Origin of the sequence: Mycobacterium scrofulaceum, from assembly GCF_002086735.1 — a bacterium.
In the GTDB taxonomy this organism is placed as follows: Bacteria; Actinomycetota; Actinomycetes; order Mycobacteriales; family Mycobacteriaceae; genus Mycobacterium; species Mycobacterium scrofulaceum.
Genome location: NZ_MVIJ01000005.1, coordinates 66,722 through 85,786 on the forward strand (window position 1 = coordinate 66,722; position 19,065 = coordinate 85,786).

At 70.1% G+C, this 19,065-nt stretch carries 17 protein-coding genes; 5 read left to right on the plus strand and 12 right to left on the minus strand.

The features are described from left to right. The first annotated feature begins 52 nt into the window (after nucleotides 1–52). Nucleotides 53–1,114, plus strand: coding sequence for a type III polyketide synthase (locus tag BST44_RS05320; RefSeq protein WP_083175482.1), 1,062 nt, complete (start codon nucleotides 53–55; stop codon nucleotides 1,112–1,114). Nucleotides 1,115–1,123: 9 nt separating this feature from the next. Here the strand turns inward: BST44_RS05320 and BST44_RS05325 are convergent, their stop codons facing one another. The 8 genes from BST44_RS05325 to BST44_RS05360 form a co-directional block, all read right to left on the minus strand. Beyond that, the gene (locus BST44_RS05325) at nucleotides 1,124–2,908 is read right to left on the minus strand and encodes an ABC-F family ATP-binding cassette domain-containing protein (RefSeq protein ID WP_083175484.1); all 1,785 of its coding nucleotides are present in this window, start codon (nucleotides 2,906–2,908) and stop codon (nucleotides 1,124–1,126) included. Between the two features lie 19 nt (nucleotides 2,909–2,927). Continuing rightward, nucleotides 2,928–3,650 carry a PAS and ANTAR domain-containing protein gene (locus tag BST44_RS05330; RefSeq protein WP_083175485.1) on the minus strand — a complete coding sequence of 241 codons (723 nt, stop codon included), beginning with the start codon at nucleotides 3,648–3,650 and terminating at the stop codon, nucleotides 2,928–2,930. Nucleotides 3,651–3,725: 75 nt separating this feature from the next. Next, nucleotides 3,726–4,832, minus strand: a complete 1,107-nt coding sequence (locus BST44_RS05335; RefSeq protein WP_083175592.1) for an enolase C-terminal domain-like protein — start codon at nucleotides 4,830–4,832, stop codon at nucleotides 3,726–3,728. Then, nucleotides 4,829–5,836, minus strand: coding sequence for an SDR family oxidoreductase (locus tag BST44_RS05340; protein ID WP_083175487.1), 1,008 nt, complete (start codon nucleotides 5,834–5,836; stop codon nucleotides 4,829–4,831). Before BST44_RS05340 ends, BST44_RS05335 begins: the two co-directional genes overlap by 4 nt. A 20-nt stretch (nucleotides 5,837–5,856) precedes the next feature. Beyond that, complete coding sequence (locus tag BST44_RS05345) at nucleotides 5,857–7,647, minus strand: glycoside hydrolase family 15 protein (protein ID WP_083175488.1); 1,791 nt, start codon at nucleotides 7,645–7,647, stop codon at nucleotides 5,857–5,859. Continuing rightward, the gene (locus BST44_RS05350) at nucleotides 7,640–9,343 is read right to left on the minus strand and encodes a GMC family oxidoreductase (RefSeq protein ID WP_083175490.1); all 1,704 of its coding nucleotides are present in this window, start codon (nucleotides 9,341–9,343) and stop codon (nucleotides 7,640–7,642) included. Before BST44_RS05350 ends, BST44_RS05345 begins: the two co-directional genes overlap by 8 nt. Further along, the gene (locus BST44_RS05355) at nucleotides 9,343–10,089 is read right to left on the minus strand and encodes a gluconate 2-dehydrogenase subunit 3 family protein (protein ID WP_083175491.1); all 747 of its coding nucleotides are present in this window, start codon (nucleotides 10,087–10,089) and stop codon (nucleotides 9,343–9,345) included. Before BST44_RS05355 ends, BST44_RS05350 begins: the two co-directional genes overlap by 1 nt. 5 nt (nucleotides 10,090–10,094) lie before the next feature. Then, nucleotides 10,095–10,574, minus strand: a complete 480-nt coding sequence (locus BST44_RS05360; protein ID WP_083175493.1) for a hypothetical protein — start codon at nucleotides 10,572–10,574, stop codon at nucleotides 10,095–10,097. 390 nt (nucleotides 10,575–10,964) lie between these two features. On the opposite strand from BST44_RS05360, the gene BST44_RS05365 reads away from it, so the two are divergent. Beyond that, complete coding sequence (locus BST44_RS05365; RefSeq protein ID WP_083175494.1) at nucleotides 10,965–12,416, plus strand: HNH endonuclease signature motif containing protein; 1,452 nt, start codon at nucleotides 10,965–10,967, stop codon at nucleotides 12,414–12,416. 7 nt (nucleotides 12,417–12,423) lie between these two features. Here the strand turns inward: BST44_RS05365 and BST44_RS05370 are convergent, their stop codons facing one another. After that, the gene (locus BST44_RS05370) at nucleotides 12,424–13,113 is read right to left on the minus strand and encodes an MspA family porin (RefSeq protein ID WP_208619732.1); all 690 of its coding nucleotides are present in this window, start codon (nucleotides 13,111–13,113) and stop codon (nucleotides 12,424–12,426) included. A gap of 192 nt (nucleotides 13,114–13,305) precedes the next feature. Between BST44_RS05370 and BST44_RS05375 the strand changes: the two genes are divergently transcribed. The 3 genes from BST44_RS05375 (at nucleotide 13,306) to BST44_RS05385 (ending at nucleotide 16,870) form a co-directional block, all read left to right on the plus strand. Continuing rightward, nucleotides 13,306–13,551 (plus strand): hypothetical protein, encoded by a 246-nt coding sequence (locus BST44_RS05375; protein ID WP_083175497.1) that lies wholly within the window; start codon nucleotides 13,306–13,308, stop codon nucleotides 13,549–13,551. A 90-nt stretch (nucleotides 13,552–13,641) separates the two neighbouring features. Next, on the plus strand, nucleotides 13,642–16,662 hold the full coding sequence (locus BST44_RS05380) for an acyl-CoA synthetase (protein WP_142274358.1): 3,021 nt from the start codon (nucleotides 13,642–13,644) through the stop codon (nucleotides 16,660–16,662). Beyond that, nucleotides 16,655–16,870, plus strand: coding sequence for a Trm112 family protein (locus tag BST44_RS05385; RefSeq protein WP_083175500.1), 216 nt, complete (start codon nucleotides 16,655–16,657; stop codon nucleotides 16,868–16,870). Before BST44_RS05380 ends, BST44_RS05385 begins: the two co-directional genes overlap by 8 nt. On the opposite strand, the gene BST44_RS05390 is transcribed toward BST44_RS05385, so the two are convergent. The 3 genes from BST44_RS05390 to BST44_RS05400 all read right to left on the minus strand — a co-directional run bounded on the left by BST44_RS05390 (nucleotide 16,836) and on the right by BST44_RS05400 (nucleotide 19,043). Beyond that, nucleotides 16,836–17,456 (minus strand): TetR/AcrR family transcriptional regulator, encoded by a 621-nt coding sequence (locus BST44_RS05390; RefSeq protein ID WP_083175502.1) that lies wholly within the window; start codon nucleotides 17,454–17,456, stop codon nucleotides 16,836–16,838. The genes BST44_RS05385 and BST44_RS05390 overlap by 35 nt on opposite strands. A 79-nt stretch (nucleotides 17,457–17,535) precedes the next feature. Next, nucleotides 17,536–18,354 (minus strand): ABC transporter permease, encoded by an 819-nt coding sequence (locus BST44_RS05395; RefSeq protein ID WP_083175503.1) that lies wholly within the window; start codon nucleotides 18,352–18,354, stop codon nucleotides 17,536–17,538. Further along, nucleotides 18,288–19,043 carry an ABC transporter ATP-binding protein gene (locus tag BST44_RS05400; RefSeq protein ID WP_083175505.1) on the minus strand — a complete coding sequence of 252 codons (756 nt, stop codon included), beginning with the start codon at nucleotides 19,041–19,043 and terminating at the stop codon, nucleotides 18,288–18,290. Before BST44_RS05400 ends, BST44_RS05395 begins: the two co-directional genes overlap by 67 nt. Nucleotides 19,044–19,065: the final 22 nt, after the last annotated feature.

Here is a 19,065-nt window from a genome sequence, read left to right on the forward strand (position 1 = left end):
GGGAATTGGCGAAAGTCCCGTTCGGGCCGGGATGCAAGCACGAGGGTTGGGCATGAGCGTCGTCGCGGGTGTGTTCGGAGCGTTGCCACCGCATCGCTATAGCCAGGGCGAGATCACCGACCAACTCGTCGAGTTCCCCGCGCTCAAGGAGCACGAGGCGATCGTTCGCCGGCTGCACGCCGCCGCCAAGGTCAACAGCCGCCACCTCGTCCTGCCGCTCGAGCGGTACCCGTCGCTCACCGATTTCGGCGAGGCCAACGAGATCTTCATCGATCACGCCGTCGAACTCGGCTGCCAAGCGTTGCTGGGCGCGCTCGACGAGGCGGGCCTGCGGCCCCAGGACATCGACATGATCGCCACCACCACGGTCACCGGCGTCGCGGTGCCGTCGCTGGACGCGCGGATCGCCGGACGGCTCGGCCTGCGCCCGGACGTGCGCCGCATGCCGCTGTTCGGGCTGGGCTGCGCCGCGGGCGCGGCGGGGGTGGGCAGGCTGCACGACTACCTGCGCGGCGCCCCGGACGGCGTCGCGGCCCTGGTCTCGGTCGAGCTGTGCTCGCTGACCTTCCCGGCGGTCAAGCCGACCGTCTCCGGCCTGGTGGGGACCGCCATGTTCGGCGACGGCGCCGCGGCCGTGGTCGCCGCCGGCGACCGTCGCGCCGAGCGGCTGAGCCCCGGCGGGCCCGACATCGTCGACTCCCGCAGCCGCCTGTATCCCGAATCGCTGCACATCATGGCCTGGAACGTCAGCCCGGCCGGGCTGCATCTGGTGATGTCCCCGGAGCTGACGAACCTCATCGACCGCCACCTGGCCGACGACGTCAGCCGCTTCCTGGGCGCCCACGGCCTGACGAAGGACGACATCGGTGCCTGGGTGGCGCATCCCGGCGGTCCCAAGGTCATCAACGCGATCGGCGACAGCCTCGAGTTGCCGCCCGACGCCCTCGAGCTGACCTGGCGCTCGCTGGGCGAGATCGCGAACCTCTCGTCGGCGTCCGTGCTGCACATCCTGCGTGACACCATCGCCAAGCCGCCACCCGGCGGCAGCCCCGGACTGATCGTCGCGATGGGCCCGGGCTTCAGCTCGGAGCTGGTGCTGTTGCGCTGGCGCTGAGCCGGCCCCTCATTCCAGCGCCTCCGACAATTGCAGCCAGCGACCCTCGTTTGAGGCGACCTCCTCTTCGAGCTCGCGCAACTCCTGGGTGAGTCGTGTGATCCCGACATGGTCGGACTGGTCGTGCCCGGCCAGTTCGCGGTGTTTGTCGGCGATCCGATCGGCCAGGCGCGCGAGCTGGCGGTCGACACCCGCCAGCTCCTTCTCCGCCGCCCGCCGCCGCGCCCCCGACATCCCCGCGGCCTCGGGGCGTGCCGGCGGGCCGGACGCGGGGGCCTCCGCGCCGGCCTCGCGGTTGGCCGCCAGCCGCAGGTACTCGTCGACGCCGCCGGGCAGGTGCCGCAACCGGCCGTCGAGGATCGCGTGCTGCTGGTCGGTGATTCGCTCGAGCAGGTAGCGGTCGTGGGAGACGACGATCAGGGTGCCCGGCCAGGAGTCGAGCAGGTCCTCCATGGCGGTCAGCATGTCGGTGTCGACGTCGTTGGTCGGCTCGTCCAGGAGCAACACGTTGGGCTCGGACAGCAGCGTGAGCATCAGCTGCAAGCGCCGTCGCTGCCCGCCGGACAGCTCGCCGACGCGCGCGGAGAGCTGGCCACGACCGAACCCCAGCCGCTCCAGCAGCTGGGCGGGCGTCACCTCGCGGCCCTCGACCTGGTACCCGCCGGGCAGCCTGCCCAGCACGTCGGCGATGCGGTCGCCGGCGAGGCCGGCCAGGGCGTCGCCCTGCTGGTCGAGCACCGCGAGCGCAACGGTCTTGCCGCGCTTGACCCGCCCGGTGTCCGGCGCGATGGTTCCGGCGATCAACCCCAGCAGCGTCGACTTTCCGGCCCCGTTGGCACCGACGATGCCGGTGCGCTCGCCCGGCGCGATCCGCCACTCGACGTCGCGCAGCACCGGGCGGCCGTCAAACGCGACCGACACGTCGAGCAGGTCGATGACGTCCTTGCCGAGCCGGGCGGTCGCCAGCTTGGCGAGTTCGACGGTGTTCCGCAGCGGCGGCACGTCGGCGATCAGCTGGTTGGCGGCCTCGATGCGGAACTTCGGCTTCGAGGTGCGCGCCGGCGCGCCGCGTCGCAGCCAGGCCAGCTCCTTGCGCATCAGGTTCTGCCGCTTGGCCTCGCTGGCGGCGGCCATCCGGTCCCGCTCGACGCGCTGCAGCACATAGGCCGCGTAACCGCCCTCGAACGGCTCCACGATCCCGTCGTGCACCTCCCACGTCGTGGTGGCCACCTCGTCGAGAAACCAGCGGTCGTGCGTCACCAGCAGCAGTCCGCCGGTGTTGCGCGCCCAGCGTTGCTTCAGGTGCTCGGCCAGCCAGGTGATGCCCTCGATGTCCAGGTGGTTGGTCGGCTCGTCGAGCGCGATCACGTCCCACTCGCCGACCAGCAACCGGGCCAGCTGGACGCGCCGGCGCTGGCCGCCGCTGAGCGTGGCTATCGTTGCTTCCCAACCGATGTCGGACACCAGCCCGGCGACCACGTCCCGCACCCGCGCGTCGCGTGCCCACTGGTGTTCGGCCGCCTCGCCGACCAGGGTCCAGCCCACGGTGCGGTCGGGCTCCAGGGTGTCCGCCTGGCTCAGCGCGCCGACCCGCAGGCCGCCGCGGCGGGTGACGCGGCCGGAGTCCGGCCGCAGCTGGCCGGTCAGCAGCCGCAGCAGGCTGGACTTGCCGTCGCCGTTGCGCCCCACGATCCCGATGCGCGCGCCGTCGTTCACGCCGAGCGTGACCGATTCGAATACCAGCTGGGTCGGATACTCGAGGCGGACGGCCTCGGCTCCCAATAGGTGCGCCACTGGCCCGACCCTACTGCCGCTATTCCAGGTTCAGCAGCGCCCGGTCGACTTCGCTTCGAGTGTCCGCCGACGCCTTGCTGGCCACCGCGTCCAGGAAGCGGCCGGCGAGGTCGCGCAGCTTCAGGTTGGTTTCCTGGGAGCGCCACACCAGGATGTCGAACGCCCGCCTTGCGGAGATCCCGTAGGCGGCCATCAGGACGCCCTTCGCCTGCTCGATCGTCGCGCGCGCGTCGGCGGCCGCCGACAGCACATTCTTGATGTCGGACTCCAGCGAGTCGGTGACGTCGACGTAGAAGCCGGACGTGCCGATCAGCTCTCCGTCGTCGTCGAGCATCCGGTCGCCCACGACGACCACGCACCGGGTGCGCCCGGCCGTGTCGATGATGCGATGCCGGCTGCTGAACGGCTTGCCCCGCAGGATCTGATCCAGGACGGCCGCCACGTGTTCGCGGTCTTCGGGATGCTTGTGTTGGAGCAGCAGGCCGGTGCTCGGCCGCACTTCTCCCGGCCGGTAGCCGTGCATGCGGGCGACGGCGTCCGACCACTCCCAGCGCTCGCTTTCCATGAAGAACTGGAACCTGCCGACCTTCTGCGGGTCGCCGAGACCGAGGACGAGGTCGACCGCGCTGCGCTCCTCCTCCTCGACGTCGGACATCATCGCCTCGGACGCCTCCGGCGAACCGTCCCGCGCGGAGTCCCCACCGCGTCGTCGCAAAGCCTCGTTTTCAGAGTTCACGGTCATCGCGCGCTGTCCTTCAGATCCGTAACTATTTCCTCCGCATACCAATGCCCACTTTCGCGCGAATCCATTCACGGCTCAGGATTTCCGGTAGCGCTCCGCGTCCGCCGCTTTGAGCTCGAGGCCCAGGCCCGGCCGGTGCTGATCCGGACGCAACGCGCCGCCCTCGGGCGAAAGGGCGCCGTCGAACAGCATGTGCTCGATGCGGTGATGATCGTGGAAGTACTCCAGGTGCCGCAGGTTGGGGATGGCGGTCGCCACGTGGGCGTGCAGGTTCGGCGCGCAGTGACCGGAAACGTCGACGTTGTTGGCGGCGGCCACGGCGGCGGCCCGCAGCCAGTCGGTGATCCCGCCGCAGCGGGTGACGTCGACCTGCAGGCAGTCGACCGCCCCGGCGGCGAGCATCCGGTTGAAGTAGGCCAGGTCGTAGCCGTACTCGCCGGCGGTGACGTCCGGCGTCACCTGGTCGCGGACCTCGTGCAGCCCGGCGAGGTCGTCCGACGAGACCGGTTCTTCGAACCACGTGACGTCATGATCGGCCATGGCATGCGCCACCCGGATCGCCTGTTTGCGCCCGTAGGCGCCGTTGGCGTCGACGTAGAGTTCGACGTCGGGCCCGATTACCCTGCGCGACAGCGCGATTCGATCGAGGTCGCGGCGTTCGTCGGAGCCCCACGATTCACCGATCTTGATCTTGACACGCGGGATCTTCCACTCGTCCACCCAGCGTTCGAGTTGGGTGCGGGTCTGGCGCTCGTCGTAGGTGGTGAAGCCGCCGCTGCCGTAGATCGGTACCGCGTCGTGCGCCATGCCCAGCAACCGGCACACCGGTAGGCCCAGCAGCTTGCCCTTGAGATCCCACAGCGCGGTGTCCACCGCCGAGATGGCGCAGGACACCAGCCCCGGTCTTCCGTTGTTGCGCATCGCCCGGACCATCCCCTGCCACCGCGCGGTGATGTCCAGCGCGCGGTGCCCGGTGAGCGTGCCGGCGAGCTTGCCGGTGATCAACTGCGCGCAGGCGCCGTCGGCGTAGGTGTAGCCGATCCCGCGCCGCCCGCCGCCGCTGACCTCGGCCAGCACCATCGTGGTCGACGACCAGGGCAGCGTGCCATCGGCTTCCGGTGCGTCGGTGGGGATTTCGTAGACCTGCGCGGTGACGTCGTCGATGGGTGCGTCGACGCTCATCGTGCCCACCGGCGCGCGGCGAGCCACGCGCCCAGCCCCGCGGCGCCGAGCGCGCCGGTGCCGCTGACGACCGGGTGCTGCGACGCCCACAGTTGCGGGCTCAGCGTGTGGGATTCGTCGTCGAAGCCGCCGTGCGCGCCGTGGTCGCTGCCGGCCTCCTGGTCGAGCGGGTGCCACAGGTTGTGCGGCCGTCCCGGGCTGACGTGCTCCCCGGTCTGCTGCGAGTCGTATCCGGTGCGGCCCAAGTAGCGGTCCAGCAGCGGCGCGACGAACTTCTGCGCCAGCAGCGTCACCATGGTGCTGTCGCCGACCCAATATTGTTTGCGCTCGGGATGATCGGCGGCATACACGACGCCGCGGGCGGCGACCTCCGGCTGGTAGATCGGCGGTACGGGTTGGGGATGGCGCGGCAGCCGGGACAGCACCCAGGAGAACTGCGGCGTGTTCACCGCGGGCATCTGGGCGACGGTGATCCGCACGTTCGAATGCTCGTGCAGCAGCTCGCAACGCACCGACTCGGTGAAGCCGTTGATCGCGTGCTTGGCGCCGCAGTAGGCGGACTGCAGCGGGATGGATCGCTGGCTGAGCGCGGAACCGACCTGCACGATGGTGCCGCGGTCGCGCGGCCGCATCTTGGCCAGCGCCGCCATGGTGCCGTGCACGTACCCGAGGTAGGAGACCTCGGTCACGCGCTTGAACTCCTCGGCGCTGATCTCGCTGAACGGTGCGAACACCGAAGTGAACGCGACGTTCACCCAGACGTCTATGGGGCCGAACGTCGCCTCGGTCTCGTCGGCGGCGGCGACGACGGCCTCGTGGTCGGCCACGTCGGTGGGGATGGTCAGCGCCTTGCCACCGCCGGATTCGACGTCACGGGCCGCGCCGTCCAGGCCGGCGGCCCCGCGGGCGAGCAGGGCCACGTTCGCCCCGCGCTGCCCGAACAGTTGGGCGGTGGCGCGGCCGATGCCGGCGCTGGCTCCGGTGATTACCACTGTCTGCGTCATCGCGGCTATCTCCTTTCGTTTCAGCAGTGATGGGCGTCGTCGGCGAGGGTGGCCGTGCATTCCAGCATCAGCGCGTGTGTGAAGGCCTGCGGCAGGTTGCCGCGGAGCTGGCGCTGCCTGATGTCGTATTCCTCGCAGAACAGTCCGGGCGGTCCGCACGCCGCGCGGTTGCGTTCGAACCAGCGCATCGCGCAATGGGCATGTCCGAGTTGGTGTTCGGCGAGCGCCATCATGAATCCGCAAAGCAGGAAGGCCCCCTCGGCGTCGCCGAGGTCGCGCTCGTCGTGCCGGAAGCGGTAGACGAACCCGTCGTGGCAGAGCTGATCGCGGACGGCGTCCAACGTGGCCCGGGTGCGCGGATCGTCGACGGGTAGGGCCCCGCGCACGGGCGCCAGCAGCAGCGACGCGTCGACCCCGGTCAGCCGCGGGCTGCGTTGCCAGTAGCCGCCCTGCGGGTGCAGGCTGCTGGCGGCGGTGTCGGCCAGGATGGTGTCGGCCAGCGACGCGCAGGCGGTGATCTCTGGGCCACCGCCGGCAACCTTGGCGATGGCCCGCAGCCCGGCCACACACGCCAGGCGGGACTGCGTCCAGTGTTCGTTGTCGATCTCCCAGATCCCCGCATCCGGCTCGCGCCAACGCTTTTCGATCGCGCCGATGGCGGCCTGCGCGGCGCGCCACCCTTCGACGTCCAGCCGGCCGACGTTGCCTGCCCACGCCAGCAGCTGCAGCGCCTCGCCGAAGACGTCGAGCTGGAATTGCTGGTTGACCCAGTTGCCCACCTTGTCGGTGCCCCCGGGGTAGCCGGGCAGGTCGAGGGTTTCCTCGCTGGGCACGCTGGCGCCGGTGATGGTGTAGGCGGGCTTGAGGTCGGGGCCGTGTTCGAGCAGCCGGGCGCCGACGAATTCGACCGCGCGGTCCAGCAATTCGTTCGCGCCGACGGTGGCGGCGGCGATGCCTGCGTACACCTGGTCGCGGATCCACGCGTAGCGGTAGTCGTAGTTCTGGTTGGTGTGCGCGCGCTCGGGCAGGCTCATCGTGGCGGCGGCGACCATGCCGCCGCCGCTGCTGGTCAGGCCGCGCAGCACCGCGTAGGAGTGCCGCGCGTCGCGGGGCGCGATGGTGCCGTTGAGCTCGGGCATGCTGCGGTGCCAGGAGGCTTCCGTTGCGTCCCAGGTGATGTCGGGATCGGGCGGTTGGCCGGGGAGTCCGCGTTCGGAGAGCTCCAGCACGAAGTCGTGCTGACCGCCCTCGTCGACGGTGACCTCACAGGTGAGCAGGTCACCGTGTCCGTGCGCCGATTTGACGACGCGCGCGTCGCAGCCGCCGCGCCACCGCCACCGCAACCGCCCCGATTTGCCGGTCCATATTCCGTCGTCGAAATTCAGGTCGCCCGCGCCGTGCCGGCCGAACGCGGCGCTCGGCTGCAGCAGCACCCGCACCCGCGCGGTCCCGCGGCAGCCCATGAGGCGGCGCAGCAGCACCACGCGGTCGGGGTCACCGGGGAAGGCCAGCGCCTCGCGACATTCGATGATGCCGTCGCGGGTGATCCACCGGTCGCGCCAGATCAGGCTGCCCGGCTCGTAGAATCCGCCCCACACGTGCCGCACGTCGGTCGGAGTGATCGCGTACACCCCGTCGCCCCCGATGAGATTCGAGAACACGGCGTCGGAATCCCACCGCGGCGCGCACATCCACGCGACGTCGCCCTGCGGCCCGATCAGCGCGCCCCGCTCGCCGTCGGCGAGCAGCGCGTACTCGCGCAGCACCCGGGGCGAGAACGTGGCGTCGAGGTCGATCCTGCGGTCAGCCACGGATCCCGGCCTCCGATCGCCGCGGCGCCGGGACGTCGCTGCGGATCTTCCCGGTCGCCATCCGCTCGGCCAGCCGCGAGGCCAGCGCCATGATCGTCAGCGCCGGGTTCGCCGAGCCCTGCGTGGGGCACACCGAGCCGTCGGCGAGGAACAGGTTCGGCACGCCCCACACCCGGTGGTCGGAGTCGACCACCGAGTTGTCCGGCCGGGTACCCATCCGGGCGCCGCCGATCAGGTGGGCGAACCGCTGGATGGTGAGCACATCCTGGGCGCCGGCGGCGTGCAGGATGTCGCCGATCACCTTGGTGGAGTAGGCCATGTTGGCCTTGTCGTTGTCGCACAGCGTGTAGTCGAACCGGGCGATCGGGAGGCCGTACGGGTCGGTCTCGTCGGCGACGGTGACCCGATTGTCGGGACGCGGCAGCAGCTCGTTGAGCACGCCGATGGTCGCCCAGTGGTTGTAGTCGCGCATGTACTCGCGCAACGCGCGGCCCCAGTGCCCGTCGGCCATCACGTGCTCGGCCCATCCGATGGGCATGGGCGACACGGTCTGGATCGAGAACCCGCGGGCGAACCCCCGCGACGGGTCGGTCTCGTAGAACTGCTCCGAGGACACCTCCGGGGGCGGGGCCTTGTACATGCGGATCTCGTCCGACCACCGGCCCGCGGACTGCGTGGCACCCTGCACCATCACGTAGCGGCCGACCTGATCGTCGTTGTTGCCCAAGCCGTTCGGGAAGCGGTCGTCCGCCGAATTCAACAGCAGGCGCGGCGTTTCGATGGAATACCCCGCGATCGCGACGACCTTCGCCCGTTGCAACCGTTCGGTGCCGCCGATCTCGTCGTAGTAGACGACCCCGCGCGCGGCGCCGCTCTCGTCGAGCTCGACGCGGGCGGCCATGCAGTTGGCGCGGATCTCCACCGCGTGCGCGAGCGCGTCGGGCAGGTGCGTGACGTACGGGCTGGCCTTGGCGTTGACCTTGCAGCCCTGCAGGCAGTAACCGCGGTAGATGCAGTGCGGCCGGTTGCCGAAGGTGCCGTTGACGATGCCGACGGGCCCGACCCGCATCTCGATGCCGAGCTGCATCGCCCCGCGCCACAGCTTGGCGGCGGCGCCGGAAATCGGGTGCGGGGAGAAGGGATAGCGGTGGGGATGGCCCCACGGCCAGTTCTGCCCGGCCACCGGCAACTCGAGCTCGATGCGCTCGTAGTGGGGGCGGACGTCTTCGTAGCGGATCGGCCAGTCCGTTCCGACCCCGTCGAGGGTGTAGGTGTGAAAATCGCTGGGATGGAATCGCGGGGTGTAGCCGGCGTAGTGGACCATCGAGCCCCCCACGCCTCGCCCGGAGTTGTTCTTGCCCAGCTCGATTGGGTCGTCGCCGCCGATGATGCGCTTCTGGGTCCAGTACAGGGAGTGGGAGCCGGCCTCGTCGGACACCCAGTCCTCGTCCGGGTGCCAGAACGGGCCCGCCTCGAGGATCACCACCCGCCAGCCGGCGCGCGCCAGCCGTTGCGCGAGCACCGACCCGCCGGCGCCCGCGCCGACGACCACCAGGTCGACCTCGTCGCCGTCGTCGTAGCGCCGCATGGTCTTTTCACCGGGCAGGTCGCGGGAATGCACGTCGAGCAGGAACCGTGATTCGTTGTCCTTCGGCCCGACCGCACCCTTGAGCAGTCCGCGGAGTCGGTCGCCCATCACAGTTCACCGTTTCGGACCACGCGGACCGGGTCCTCGTCCGTGGCGCCCGGGGTCTCGAACGGTTCGCGCGCGGAGGCGGGGCCGGTGGCGCCGCCGAGGCGCATGAAGCCGCGCGGATAGGCGGGGCCGCCGAACCCGATCTCGTTCCACGCCCAAGGGTGGGAGTAGAAGCCGGACAACGTCATTCGCATGCACACCGACCACGCGCGTTTGACGTTCAGACGCTCCCAGGCGCCGCCGTCCAGGTCGCCCTGCGCGAACTGGTCGACGATCGCCTCGCGGGTCTCGGGGTCGGCGTCGGCGAATGACGACTTCCCGTACCGGCGGGACGCGGTCTCGTCGAGGCCACGCAGCACCAGCCGCCAGGTGTCGCGGTCGTCAGGCATGCCGGCGTACTGGTAGCCGTCGAGGCGCCCGTCGGCGAGCTTGGAGTCGACCGACTCGGGCACGGGCACCCGCGGCTCACGGTCCTGGGCCAGCACCGTGTCGCAGAACGCGCGCAGGCACGGCTCCTCGTCCGGGCCGAAGAACCGCAGCGGGCCGGGCGGTTCCAGCCGCGCCAGCACCACCTTCTTAGTGGCCTCGTCCCACGAGTCGGTGGTTTCCAGAACGTCGTAATCCGGGTAACGGCCGATCATTTGGGGTGTGATGCCCCGGCGTTGCTTGGGAAGCCAGGACGGGTGCGGGGGCTGGCGATCGGGGCGTAGGTTGGGCAGGTGGTCGGGGCGAGAGGTGTCGGCCATCGCGCTCAGCCCCGGAATCGCTCGCGCCGCAGGATCGATGCGAGCAGGCCCATCCCGCCGACCATGCACATCAGCCCGGGCGCCGCGATGGGCGGCCCCATGGGCACGTTGTAGGACGCGTTCTTCCACCCGCCCGGCTTGCGCGCGACCCCGCGGGCGTGCAGGTATTCACCCATCAGGCCGTTGGCGGTGTAGATGCCCGCGGTGATCGGCAGCCAGAGCTTGGCCCAGCGCCGCGAGAACACCCCGCCGATCCCGGCGACCACCACGGGCGGCGTCACCACGATCGGACTCCACATCCACTTGTTGCCGAAGCTGGCCTTGTAGTGCTCGAAATAGATCTCCGCCGTCGTGACGACGGCGGCGATGGCCGTCAGGCCGGACAGCGAGCGTTCGAAGCGGCCGTGGGCCACGTCGTACAGCGCCCGCTCGGTGAGCTGTTGTGCCTCGCCGGTTCGCCGTCCTCCGTTGCCTAACAACAACATTGGTTTCCCTTCCTGGCTCGTTGGTTCACCGAGCTACCGGCTCGGTCTCGATTTCTTCGCGAACTGCCTGGCCGCGGCCATGGGGCCGGGAATGCCTTGATGAGTCGTCCGCACCAAACGGGGCCGGTCCTCGTAGCCCATGCGTCACCTCACTTTTGGACCGAAACACACTCTGGCGACCACCGCGCGATGACGAATCGCGCTGACTGCCCAGAGAACTGGAAGCGCCCAGCTGTGTGTTTCAACCGAGGTGGTCCCGACGACGCGTCGTGACCGAAGCGCATCCGGTGCGTACCCGATTCCCGTCGGGGTAAACAGTCCGATCGGTGTCGGGTCGGGGCGTCGAGGTCTCCGCTCGGTTGGTCGGTGGCGCGTGGCATACTCGAACACATGTTCGAATATGCCGAGGCGTCGCGGTGGTCGCCGGAATCGGCGGTGCTGCTGGATCGGGTGCGCGAGGCCGGGCGTGCGGAGGCGCGGTCGGCCGCGCAGCGTTTGGTGGCGGTCGGGGATTTGTTGGTGTTGCGCTGCCGGGATTCGGGGGAACAGGCGGACTGGGCGGCCGATGCGTGGCAGGCGGTCGCCGCGCAGGTCGGTGCGGCGCTGGGATGCAGTGTGGCGATGGCGCACAGCTATCTGCGGTATGCGATGGCGCTGCGTGAGCGGCTGCCGCGGGTGGGTGAGGTGTTTCGGGCCGGCGATATCGACTATCGGGCGTTTCAGACGATCGTGTTTCGCACCGATCTGATCACCGACGCCGACGCGTTGGCGCGGGTGGATGCGCGGCTTGCGGCGTTGCTGTCGCGGCGCCCGTCGCTGACCCGGGGCGGGTTGAGCGCGGCGGTGGATCGGGTGGTGGCGTTGGTGGACGCCGACGCGGTGCGCCGGGCCAAGGACGCGATCGCCGAGCGGTTTGTGGACGTGCAGGCCAACGAGTCGGGGATGGCCTGGCTGACCGGCAGCGTGTTCGGCGCCGACGGGGAGGCGCTGGATCGGCGCCTCGATGAGCTGGCGCGCGGCGTGTGTGGCGCCGATCCGCGTAACCATCGCCAGCGGCGCGCCGATGCGCTGGCGGCGTTGGCGGCCGGGGCGGACCGGTTGCGCTGCCAGTGCGCCACGCCGGGGTGCGCGGCGGCTGAGCGCGCTCCCGGCCATGTGGTGATCCATGTGGTCGCCGAGCAGGCCACCGTCGCCGGCCACGGCGCGGTCCCGGGCGTGGTGCCCGGCTACGAGGGACTCCTGCCCGCCGAGGTCGTCGCCGAGTTGGCCGGCTCGGCCAAGCTGGTGCCGCTGAACCCGCCGACGCAGGCCGAGCCGCGCTACACCCCTTCGGCCGGGCTCGCCGATTTCGTGCGGTGCCGGGATCTGACGTGTCGGGCGCCGGGGTGTGATCGCCCGGCCGTCGACTGCGATATCGACCATACGATCCCCTATGCCGAGGGTGGTTCGACGCATCCGTCGAACCTGAAAGCCTTGTGCCGCCAACATCATTTGCTCAAGACGTTCTGGGGGTGGCGCGACGAACAGCTGCCCGACGGCACGCTGATCTGGCGGCTGCCCGACGGGCACACCTACGTCACCACCCCGGGCAGCGCGTTGCTGTTCCCCACGCTGTGCGCGCCCACCGGCGACCCGCCGGTCACCCCCGTGCCCGCCGAGCGCTGCGGGCAGCGCACCGCGATGATGCCGCTGCGCACCCGCACCCGCGCCCAGAACCGGGCCCAGCGCATCGCCACCGAACGCCACCACAACCGCCAGGCCCGGCTGGCCACCCCACCCGCAACCACCCAAGCCGCACCCCCCGGACCCGCGCCCCCCGACGACGAACCGCCGCCCTTCTGATCGCGGGTCAGACGGTCTTGGTGACGCCGACGTAGGACAGCACGACGTCGGATTCGTCGGTCATCTGGGTCAGCGTCGCGTAGGACCGGATGAACGACTGGCCCACGCACCCGTCGATCTTGACGTGGAAGCCGGTGACGATGACCCGCGGATTCGCGCCCTTGAAATCCTTCCTGGCCACCGGAACGACGACTACGACGCCGGGCTTGAGGCCCACGGTGACCACCCCGTTGAGGGGCACGGTGACCAATGGCACCGCTATGGGCGTACCGGCGCCCAGGCCCGCGATGCCAATCCCCGGGCTGACGCCGGCGCTGCCCGCGATGGTGACGCCGTTGGACGTGCTCATGTCGATTCCGCAGCCGATCTCGTAACCCACCTCGAGGAGGCCGTGAGGCTCTTCGAGTCCCTCCAGCGAGGCGAAGAAGGTGCCGCGGGAGAGGTATTCGCGGGAGGAGACCGCGGTGGTCAGCGGCGCGATCGGGACCTGCGACTCGTCCCTCGCCCCCAGCGTCAGGTCCCAGCCTTCGGGCGTCGTGTACGTGACCGGATCGGACGAGGGCACCACCCCCTCGTCCGGCGCGGCCGCAGCGGTGGCGGCGGCGTTTTCCGTGTCGGGATCGGCGGCCGCCCGGGGCGCCATGACCGCCGACATGACGGCACACAACGCGAGGATCGAAGCGCGACGAACGACCACTGCTACCGGCCACACGTGCGACACCGTATGTACCGCCCGATTCCGCTCGCGAAATTTGCTGGCCCACTCGGCAAAGTCGTTGTTTGTTCGTAACCGTTACGGGATGTAGGTGCGGAATTCGAGGGATGGCCGCTGCGCTGGTCCTGCCGGTAGAATCGGCGCATCGGTAACCAGAGCCCGGGGAGGGCGGCGATGAAGACCCACCTGCGCGCTCGTGGACTCCTCGCCGGCGCGGTCACTGTCTTTGCCCTCACGGGCGGCACCGGCGTAGCCCACGCGGATCCCGACCCCGTCCTGCCGCCGGCGCCGGGCATCATCAATCAATTGGTGACGTCGACCCCGGCGTTGTCTCCCGACACGGCCGACGAAAACGGTCCCGCAATGGGCTCCAACGCGGTCGGGATGGTCTGCGAGAACCAGTTCGCCCACTGCCGGTAGGCCCGTCTCGCACCCTCGATGATCGTGTCGCTCGTCCGGCCGCGGGCAAATCACCTGGCCAGGACCGCCGGGGCCCCCCGGTGTGCCATGATGTCGGAGCTGTCAAGACATAGGGGAGCGGCCGTGGATCTCAACTTGTCGATTGTCACGCGACCGGTCGAGCGCCTGATCGCTACGGCGCAGAACGGGCTGGAGGTCGTCCGGCTGGGGGGCTTGGAAACGGGCAGCGTCCCATCGCCGTCGCAGATCGTCGAGAGCGTACCGATGTACAAGCTCCGGCGGTACTTCCCGCCGGACGTCCGGGGGGACAAGCCGCCGGTCGGCCCGCCGGTGCTGATGGTGCACCCGATGATGATGTCGGCGAACATGTGGGACGTCACCCGCGAGGAAGGCGCGGTGGGCATCCTGCACGCCAACGGGCTGGACCCCTGGGTCATCGACTTCGGCGAACCCGACAAGGTCGAGGGCGGCATGCGCCGCACCCTGGCCGACCACATCGTCGCGCTCAGCCAGGCCATCGACACGGTCAAAGAGGTCACCGGCAGCGACATCCACCTGGTCGGCTATTCGCAGGGCGGCATGTGGTGCTACCAGGTCGCCGCCTACCGCCGCTCGAAGAGCCTGGCCAGCATCGTCACCTTCGGTTCGCCGGTGGACACCCTGGCCGCCCTGCCCATGGGCATCCCGCCCAACTTCGCCGCTCCCGCCGCCAACTTCATGGCCGACCACGTCTTCAGCCGGCTGGCGATCCCCAGCTGGATGGCGCGCACCGGCTTTCAGATGCTCGACCCGCTCAAGACGGCCAAGGCGCGGGTGGATTTCGTGCGCCAGCTGCACGACCGCGAGGCGCTGCTCCCGCGCGAACAGCAGCGCCGATTCCTCGAGCGCGAGGGCTGGATCGCGTGGTCGGGCCCGGCGATCTCCGAACTGCTCAAACAGTTCATCGCGCACAACCGGATGATGACGGGCGGGTTCGCCGTCAACGGCCAGATGGTCACGCTCACCGACATCACCTGCCCGGTGCTGGCCTTCGTCGGCGAGGTGGACGACATCGGCCAACCGGCCTCGGTGCGCGGCATCCGGCGGGCCGCCCCGGACGCCGAGGTTTACGAATCCACCATCCGCACAGGGCATTTCGGCCTGGTGGTGGGATCGAAAGCGGCGCAACAGAGCTGGCCGACCGTCGCCGCCTGGGTGAAATGGCTGTCGACCGGCGGCGACAAGCCGGACGGCATCGACCTGATGGCCGACCAGCCCGGGGAGCACACCGACAGCGGCGTCGCGCTGAGCTCGCGGATCACCCACGGCATCGGTGAGGTCTCCGAGGCGGCGCTGGGCATGGTGCGTGGCGCCGCCAACACGGTGGTCGCGGCCAACAAGTCGATGCGCACCCTGGCCGTCGAAACGGCCCGCACGCTGCCGCGTCTGGTCCGGCTGGGACAGATCAACGACCACACTCGCATCTCCCTGGGCCGCATCATCGACGAACAGGCCCGCGACGCCCCGCAGGGCGAGTTCCTGCTGTTCGACGGCCGCGTGCACACCTACGAGGCCGTCAACCGCCGCATCAACAACGTCGTCCGCGGCCTGATCGAGGTCGGCGTGAGGCAGGGCGACCGGGTGGGCGTCCTGATGGAGACGCGGCCCAGCGCGCTGGTGGCCATCGCCGCGCTGTCCCGGTTGGGCGCGATCGCGGTCGTGATGCGGCCGGACGCCGACCTGGCCGCGTCGGTCCGGCTCGGGGGAGTGACCGAGTTGCTGACCGACCCCACGAACCTGGGGGCGGTGCTGGCGTCCGACCGCCAGGGGCTGCGGCAAGTGCTGGTCCTCGGCGGCGGCGAGGCGCGGGACCTGCACCTGCCCGACGACAGCGACGTCATCGACATGGAACGGATCGACCCGGACGCCGTCGCGCTGCCCGGGTGGTACCGGCCCAACCCGGGACTGGCCCGGGACCTGGCGTTCATCGCGTTCAGCGCGGCCGGTGGCGAGCTGGTGGCCAGGCAGATCACCAACTACCGCTGGGCGGTGTCGGCCTTCGGGACCGCCTCGACGGCCGCGCTGGACCGGCGGGACACCGTGTACTGCCTGACCCCGCTGCACCACGAGTCGGCGTTGTTGGTGAGCCTGGGCGGCGCGGTGGTCGGCGGCACCCGCATCGCGCTGTCCCGCGGCCTGGACCGCGACCGGTTCGTCCAGGAGGTCCGGCAGTACGGCGTCACGGTGGTGTCCTACACCTGGGCCATGCTGCGCGAGATCGTCGACGACCCCGCGTTCGTGCTGCACGGCAACCACCCGGTGCGGCTGTTCATCGGTTCGGGCATGCCGACGGGGCTGTGGGGCCGGGTCGTGGACGCGTTCGCGCCCGCCCATGTCGTCGAGTTCTTCGCCACCACCGACGGACAGGCGGTGCTGGCCAACGTGTCCGGTGCCAAGGTCGGCAGCAAGGGCCGTCCGCTGCCCGGCGCGGGGCGCATCGAGCTGGGGGCCTACGACGTCGAGCACGACCTGATCCTGGAGAACGAACGCGGCTTCGTCCAGGTCGCCGAGCCGAAGCAGGTCGGGGTGTTGCTCGCGGCGTCCAACGGCCCGATCGACCCGTCGGCGTCGGTCAAGCGGGGGGTCTTCGCCGCCGGCGACACCTGGATCTCCACCGAGTACCTGTTCTACCGAGACGACGACGGCGACTACTGGCTGGCGGGCCGGCGCGGCTCGGTGGTCCACACCGCGCGCGGCCCGGTGTTCGACGAGCCGGTCACCAACGTGCTGGGCGGCATCAACGGCGTCGACCTCGCGGTCACCTACAACGTGCCGCTGGGCGACCGGGAGGTCGCGGTCTCGGCGGTTACGCTGCTTCCCGGGGCCAGCATCACGGCCGCCGACCTGACCGACGCCGTGGCCAAGATCCCGATCGGCGTGGGTCCCGACATCGTCCAAGTCTGTCCGGAGATGACATTGAGCGCGACATACCGTCCGACCGTCAGCGCGCTGCGCGCGGCCGGCATCCCCAAGCCGGGCCGCCAGGTCTGGTACTTCGACGCCGAGGGCAATCAGTTCCGGAAGCTGACCTCCGGCGTCCGGTCCGAGCTGAGCGGTCGCGCCGATGGTTGACGACGCCCTGCTGAGCATCCTGGTCTGCCCGGCCGACCGGGGTCCGTTGCTGCTCGTGGATGACGAGTTGCTGTACAACCCGCGGTTGCGGCGCGCCTACCGCATCGAGGACGGCATCCCGGTGCTGCTCGTCGACGAGGCGCGCGACGTCGACGACGACGAGCACGCGCGGCTCATGGCACGAGGCCGTCCGGCAGATCCCCGGTGAGGTAGCGCTGCAGGTTCGGTGCGATGGTCTGCGCGACCTGCTCGGCGGGCAGCGACGCGAACGGCTCCAACTGCAGGATGTAGCGCGCCATCACCACGCCTACCAACTGCGACGCCACGAACTGGACGCGGATGAACCCGCTGCCGGGTGGATTGTCAACGCGCGGGCCAACTTCAACCGCGATGACGTCCTCGATGAACGTGCGGAACAGGTCGACCTCCGAGCCGGCCAGAATGGACCGCAGGGTGGCGATGAACCCGGTGCCGAGGTCGGAATCCCACAGCGGCAACAACATCGACGGCAGCCGGTAGCCGACCTCCTCGATGGGCACGTCGCGCAGCGGGCCGATGATGTCCATCGGGTCGATCGGGACGTGGACGGCGGCGGCGAACAGTTTCTCCTTGGTGCCGAAGTAGTGATGCACCAAAGCCGAGTCCACGCCGGCGGCCGCCGCCACCGCGCGGATCGACGTGTTGGCGATGCCGTTGGTGGCGAACAGCTCCCGGGCGCTGGCCAGGATGCGGTTGCGGGTGTCGGAGCTGCCGGCGGGGCGCCCGCGCCGCCGCCCGGTGTTGGTCGACGCCACTAGGACCCTCCGTGGCGACCCGCCGCGCCCGGTCCCCCGCAAGCGGGAGGTGCCCCCATCGCCGCGCTTGCGATCGCCACTAGGGAGTCCGTCGCCGCAGCGTGGCGGCGGCCAGGCACAGCGACGCGAGCGCGAACGCCAGCACGACGACGATGTCCCGCACCGCGACGTGGGTCAGCTGCGGGTGCGCGCCCACCTGCTGCAGGGCCTCCAGCGCGTAGCTGGCCGGCATCGCGTTGCTCACCCACTCCAGCCAGTGCGGCATCAGCGCCCGGGGCACGATGATGCCGGCCAACAGCAGCTGCGGCACCATCACCAGCGGGATGAACTGCACGGCCTGGAACTCGGTGCGCGCGAAGGCGCTACACAGCAGGCCGAGGCCCACACCGAGGACGGCGTTGACGATCGCGATCACGAACACCCACGCCGGGCTACCCGCGGTGTCGAAGCCGAGCAACCAAAACGACACGACGCACGCCAGGATGGCCTGTGCCGCGGCGGCCGTCGAGAAGGCGGTGCCGTAGGCGATCAGCAGGTCGAACCGGCGCAGGGGAGTGGTCAGGATGCGCTCCAGCGTGCCGGATGCGCGCTCCCGCTGCATCGTGATCGCCGTGATGATGAACATCACGAACAACGGGAAGAGACCCAGCAGGATCAGGCAGGCGTTGTTGAACGGCGCCGGCGTGCCCGGCCGGTGCGGCGCGTTCTGAAACATGAAGTACATCAACGTGATCACCAGGACCGGGACGAACAAGATCATCGCGACGCTGCGGTGGTCGGCCGCGAGCTGGCGCAGGATCCGCGTCGTGGTGGCGGCGTATCCCTTGAGCCCTAGCCGGCCTGGCGCATGGTGTTGCGCTTGATGATGGACAGAAACGCGTCCTCGAGTGACGTGCATCCGGTGTCCTCTCGTAGTCGGGCCGGGGTGGTATGCGCGAGCAGGTGACCGTCGCGCATCAGCATCAGGTCGGCGCAGTGATCGGCCTCGTCCATGACGTGGCTGGACACCAGCAGCGTGGTTCCGGCGCGGGCGAGGTCGGTGAACTGCTCCCACAGGTCCGCGCGCAACACGGGGTCCAGGCCGACCGTCGGCTCGTCGAGCACCAGCAGGTCGGGGCGGCAGACCAGCGCGCACGCGAGCGACACCCGGGTACGCTGCCCGCCGGAAAGGTTGCCGCAGAAGGCGGTCCGGTGATCGGCCAGCCCGACCCGCTCGATCGCGGCGTCGGCGGCCTGGCGGCCGAAACCGTACAGCGACGCGAAGTACCGAACGTTGTCGACGACGCGCAGGTCGTTGTAGATGGTCGGGTCCTGCGGCAGGTACCCGACCCGGCGGTGCAGCGACGCCGACCCGGCCGGATGGCCGAGCACGCTCACGGTGCCGGAGGTCACGAGCTGAGTCCCGACGATGCACCGCATCAGCGTCGTCTTGCCGCAACCGGACGGGCCGAGCAGGCCGGTGATGCTGCCCCGCCCGATCTGCACCGAGAAGTCGTGCAGGGCGGGGCGTTTACCGCGGATGACACGCAGGTGATCGATCCGGACGGCAGGCGCTGCGATTAATTCATCACACGATGAAGTCATCATGTGATGAATATCGTCCCCCCGG

Coding starts and splice junctions, on each gene's coding strand:
- BST44_RS05320 (WP_083175482.1), top strand. CDS start 53: ATGAGCGTCGTCGCGGGTGTGTTCGGAGCGTTGCCACCGCATCGCTAT.
- BST44_RS05330 (WP_083175485.1), bottom strand. CDS start 3,650: ATGACCGTGAACTCTGAAAACGAGGCTTTGCGACGACGCGGTGGGGAC.
- BST44_RS05335 (WP_083175592.1), bottom strand. CDS start 4,832: ATGAGCGTCGACGCACCCATCGACGACGTCACCGCGCAGGTCTACGAA.
- BST44_RS05340 (WP_083175487.1), bottom strand. CDS start 5,836: ATGACGCAGACAGTGGTAATCACCGGAGCCAGCGCCGGCATCGGCCGC.
- BST44_RS05350 (WP_083175490.1), bottom strand. CDS start 9,343: ATGGGCGACCGACTCCGCGGACTGCTCAAGGGTGCGGTCGGGCCGAAG.
- BST44_RS05355 (WP_083175491.1), bottom strand. CDS start 10,089: ATGGCCGACACCTCTCGCCCCGACCACCTGCCCAACCTACGCCCCGAT.
- BST44_RS05360 (WP_083175493.1), bottom strand. CDS start 10,574: ATGTTGTTGTTAGGCAACGGAGGACGGCGAACCGGCGAGGCACAACAG.
- BST44_RS05365 (WP_083175494.1), top strand. CDS start 10,965: ATGTTCGAATATGCCGAGGCGTCGCGGTGGTCGCCGGAATCGGCGGTG.
- BST44_RS05375 (WP_083175497.1), top strand. CDS start 13,306: ATGAAGACCCACCTGCGCGCTCGTGGACTCCTCGCCGGCGCGGTCACT.
- BST44_RS05380 (WP_142274358.1), top strand. CDS start 13,642: ATGTCGGAGCTGTCAAGACATAGGGGAGCGGCCGTGGATCTCAACTTG.
- BST44_RS05385 (WP_083175500.1), top strand. CDS start 16,655: ATGGTTGACGACGCCCTGCTGAGCATCCTGGTCTGCCCGGCCGACCGG.
- BST44_RS05395 (WP_083175503.1), bottom strand. CDS start 18,354: ATGCACGTCACTCGAGGACGCGTTTCTGTCCATCATCAAGCGCAACAC.
- BST44_RS05400 (WP_083175505.1), bottom strand. CDS start 19,043: ATGATGACTTCATCGTGTGATGAATTAATCGCAGCGCCTGCCGTCCGG.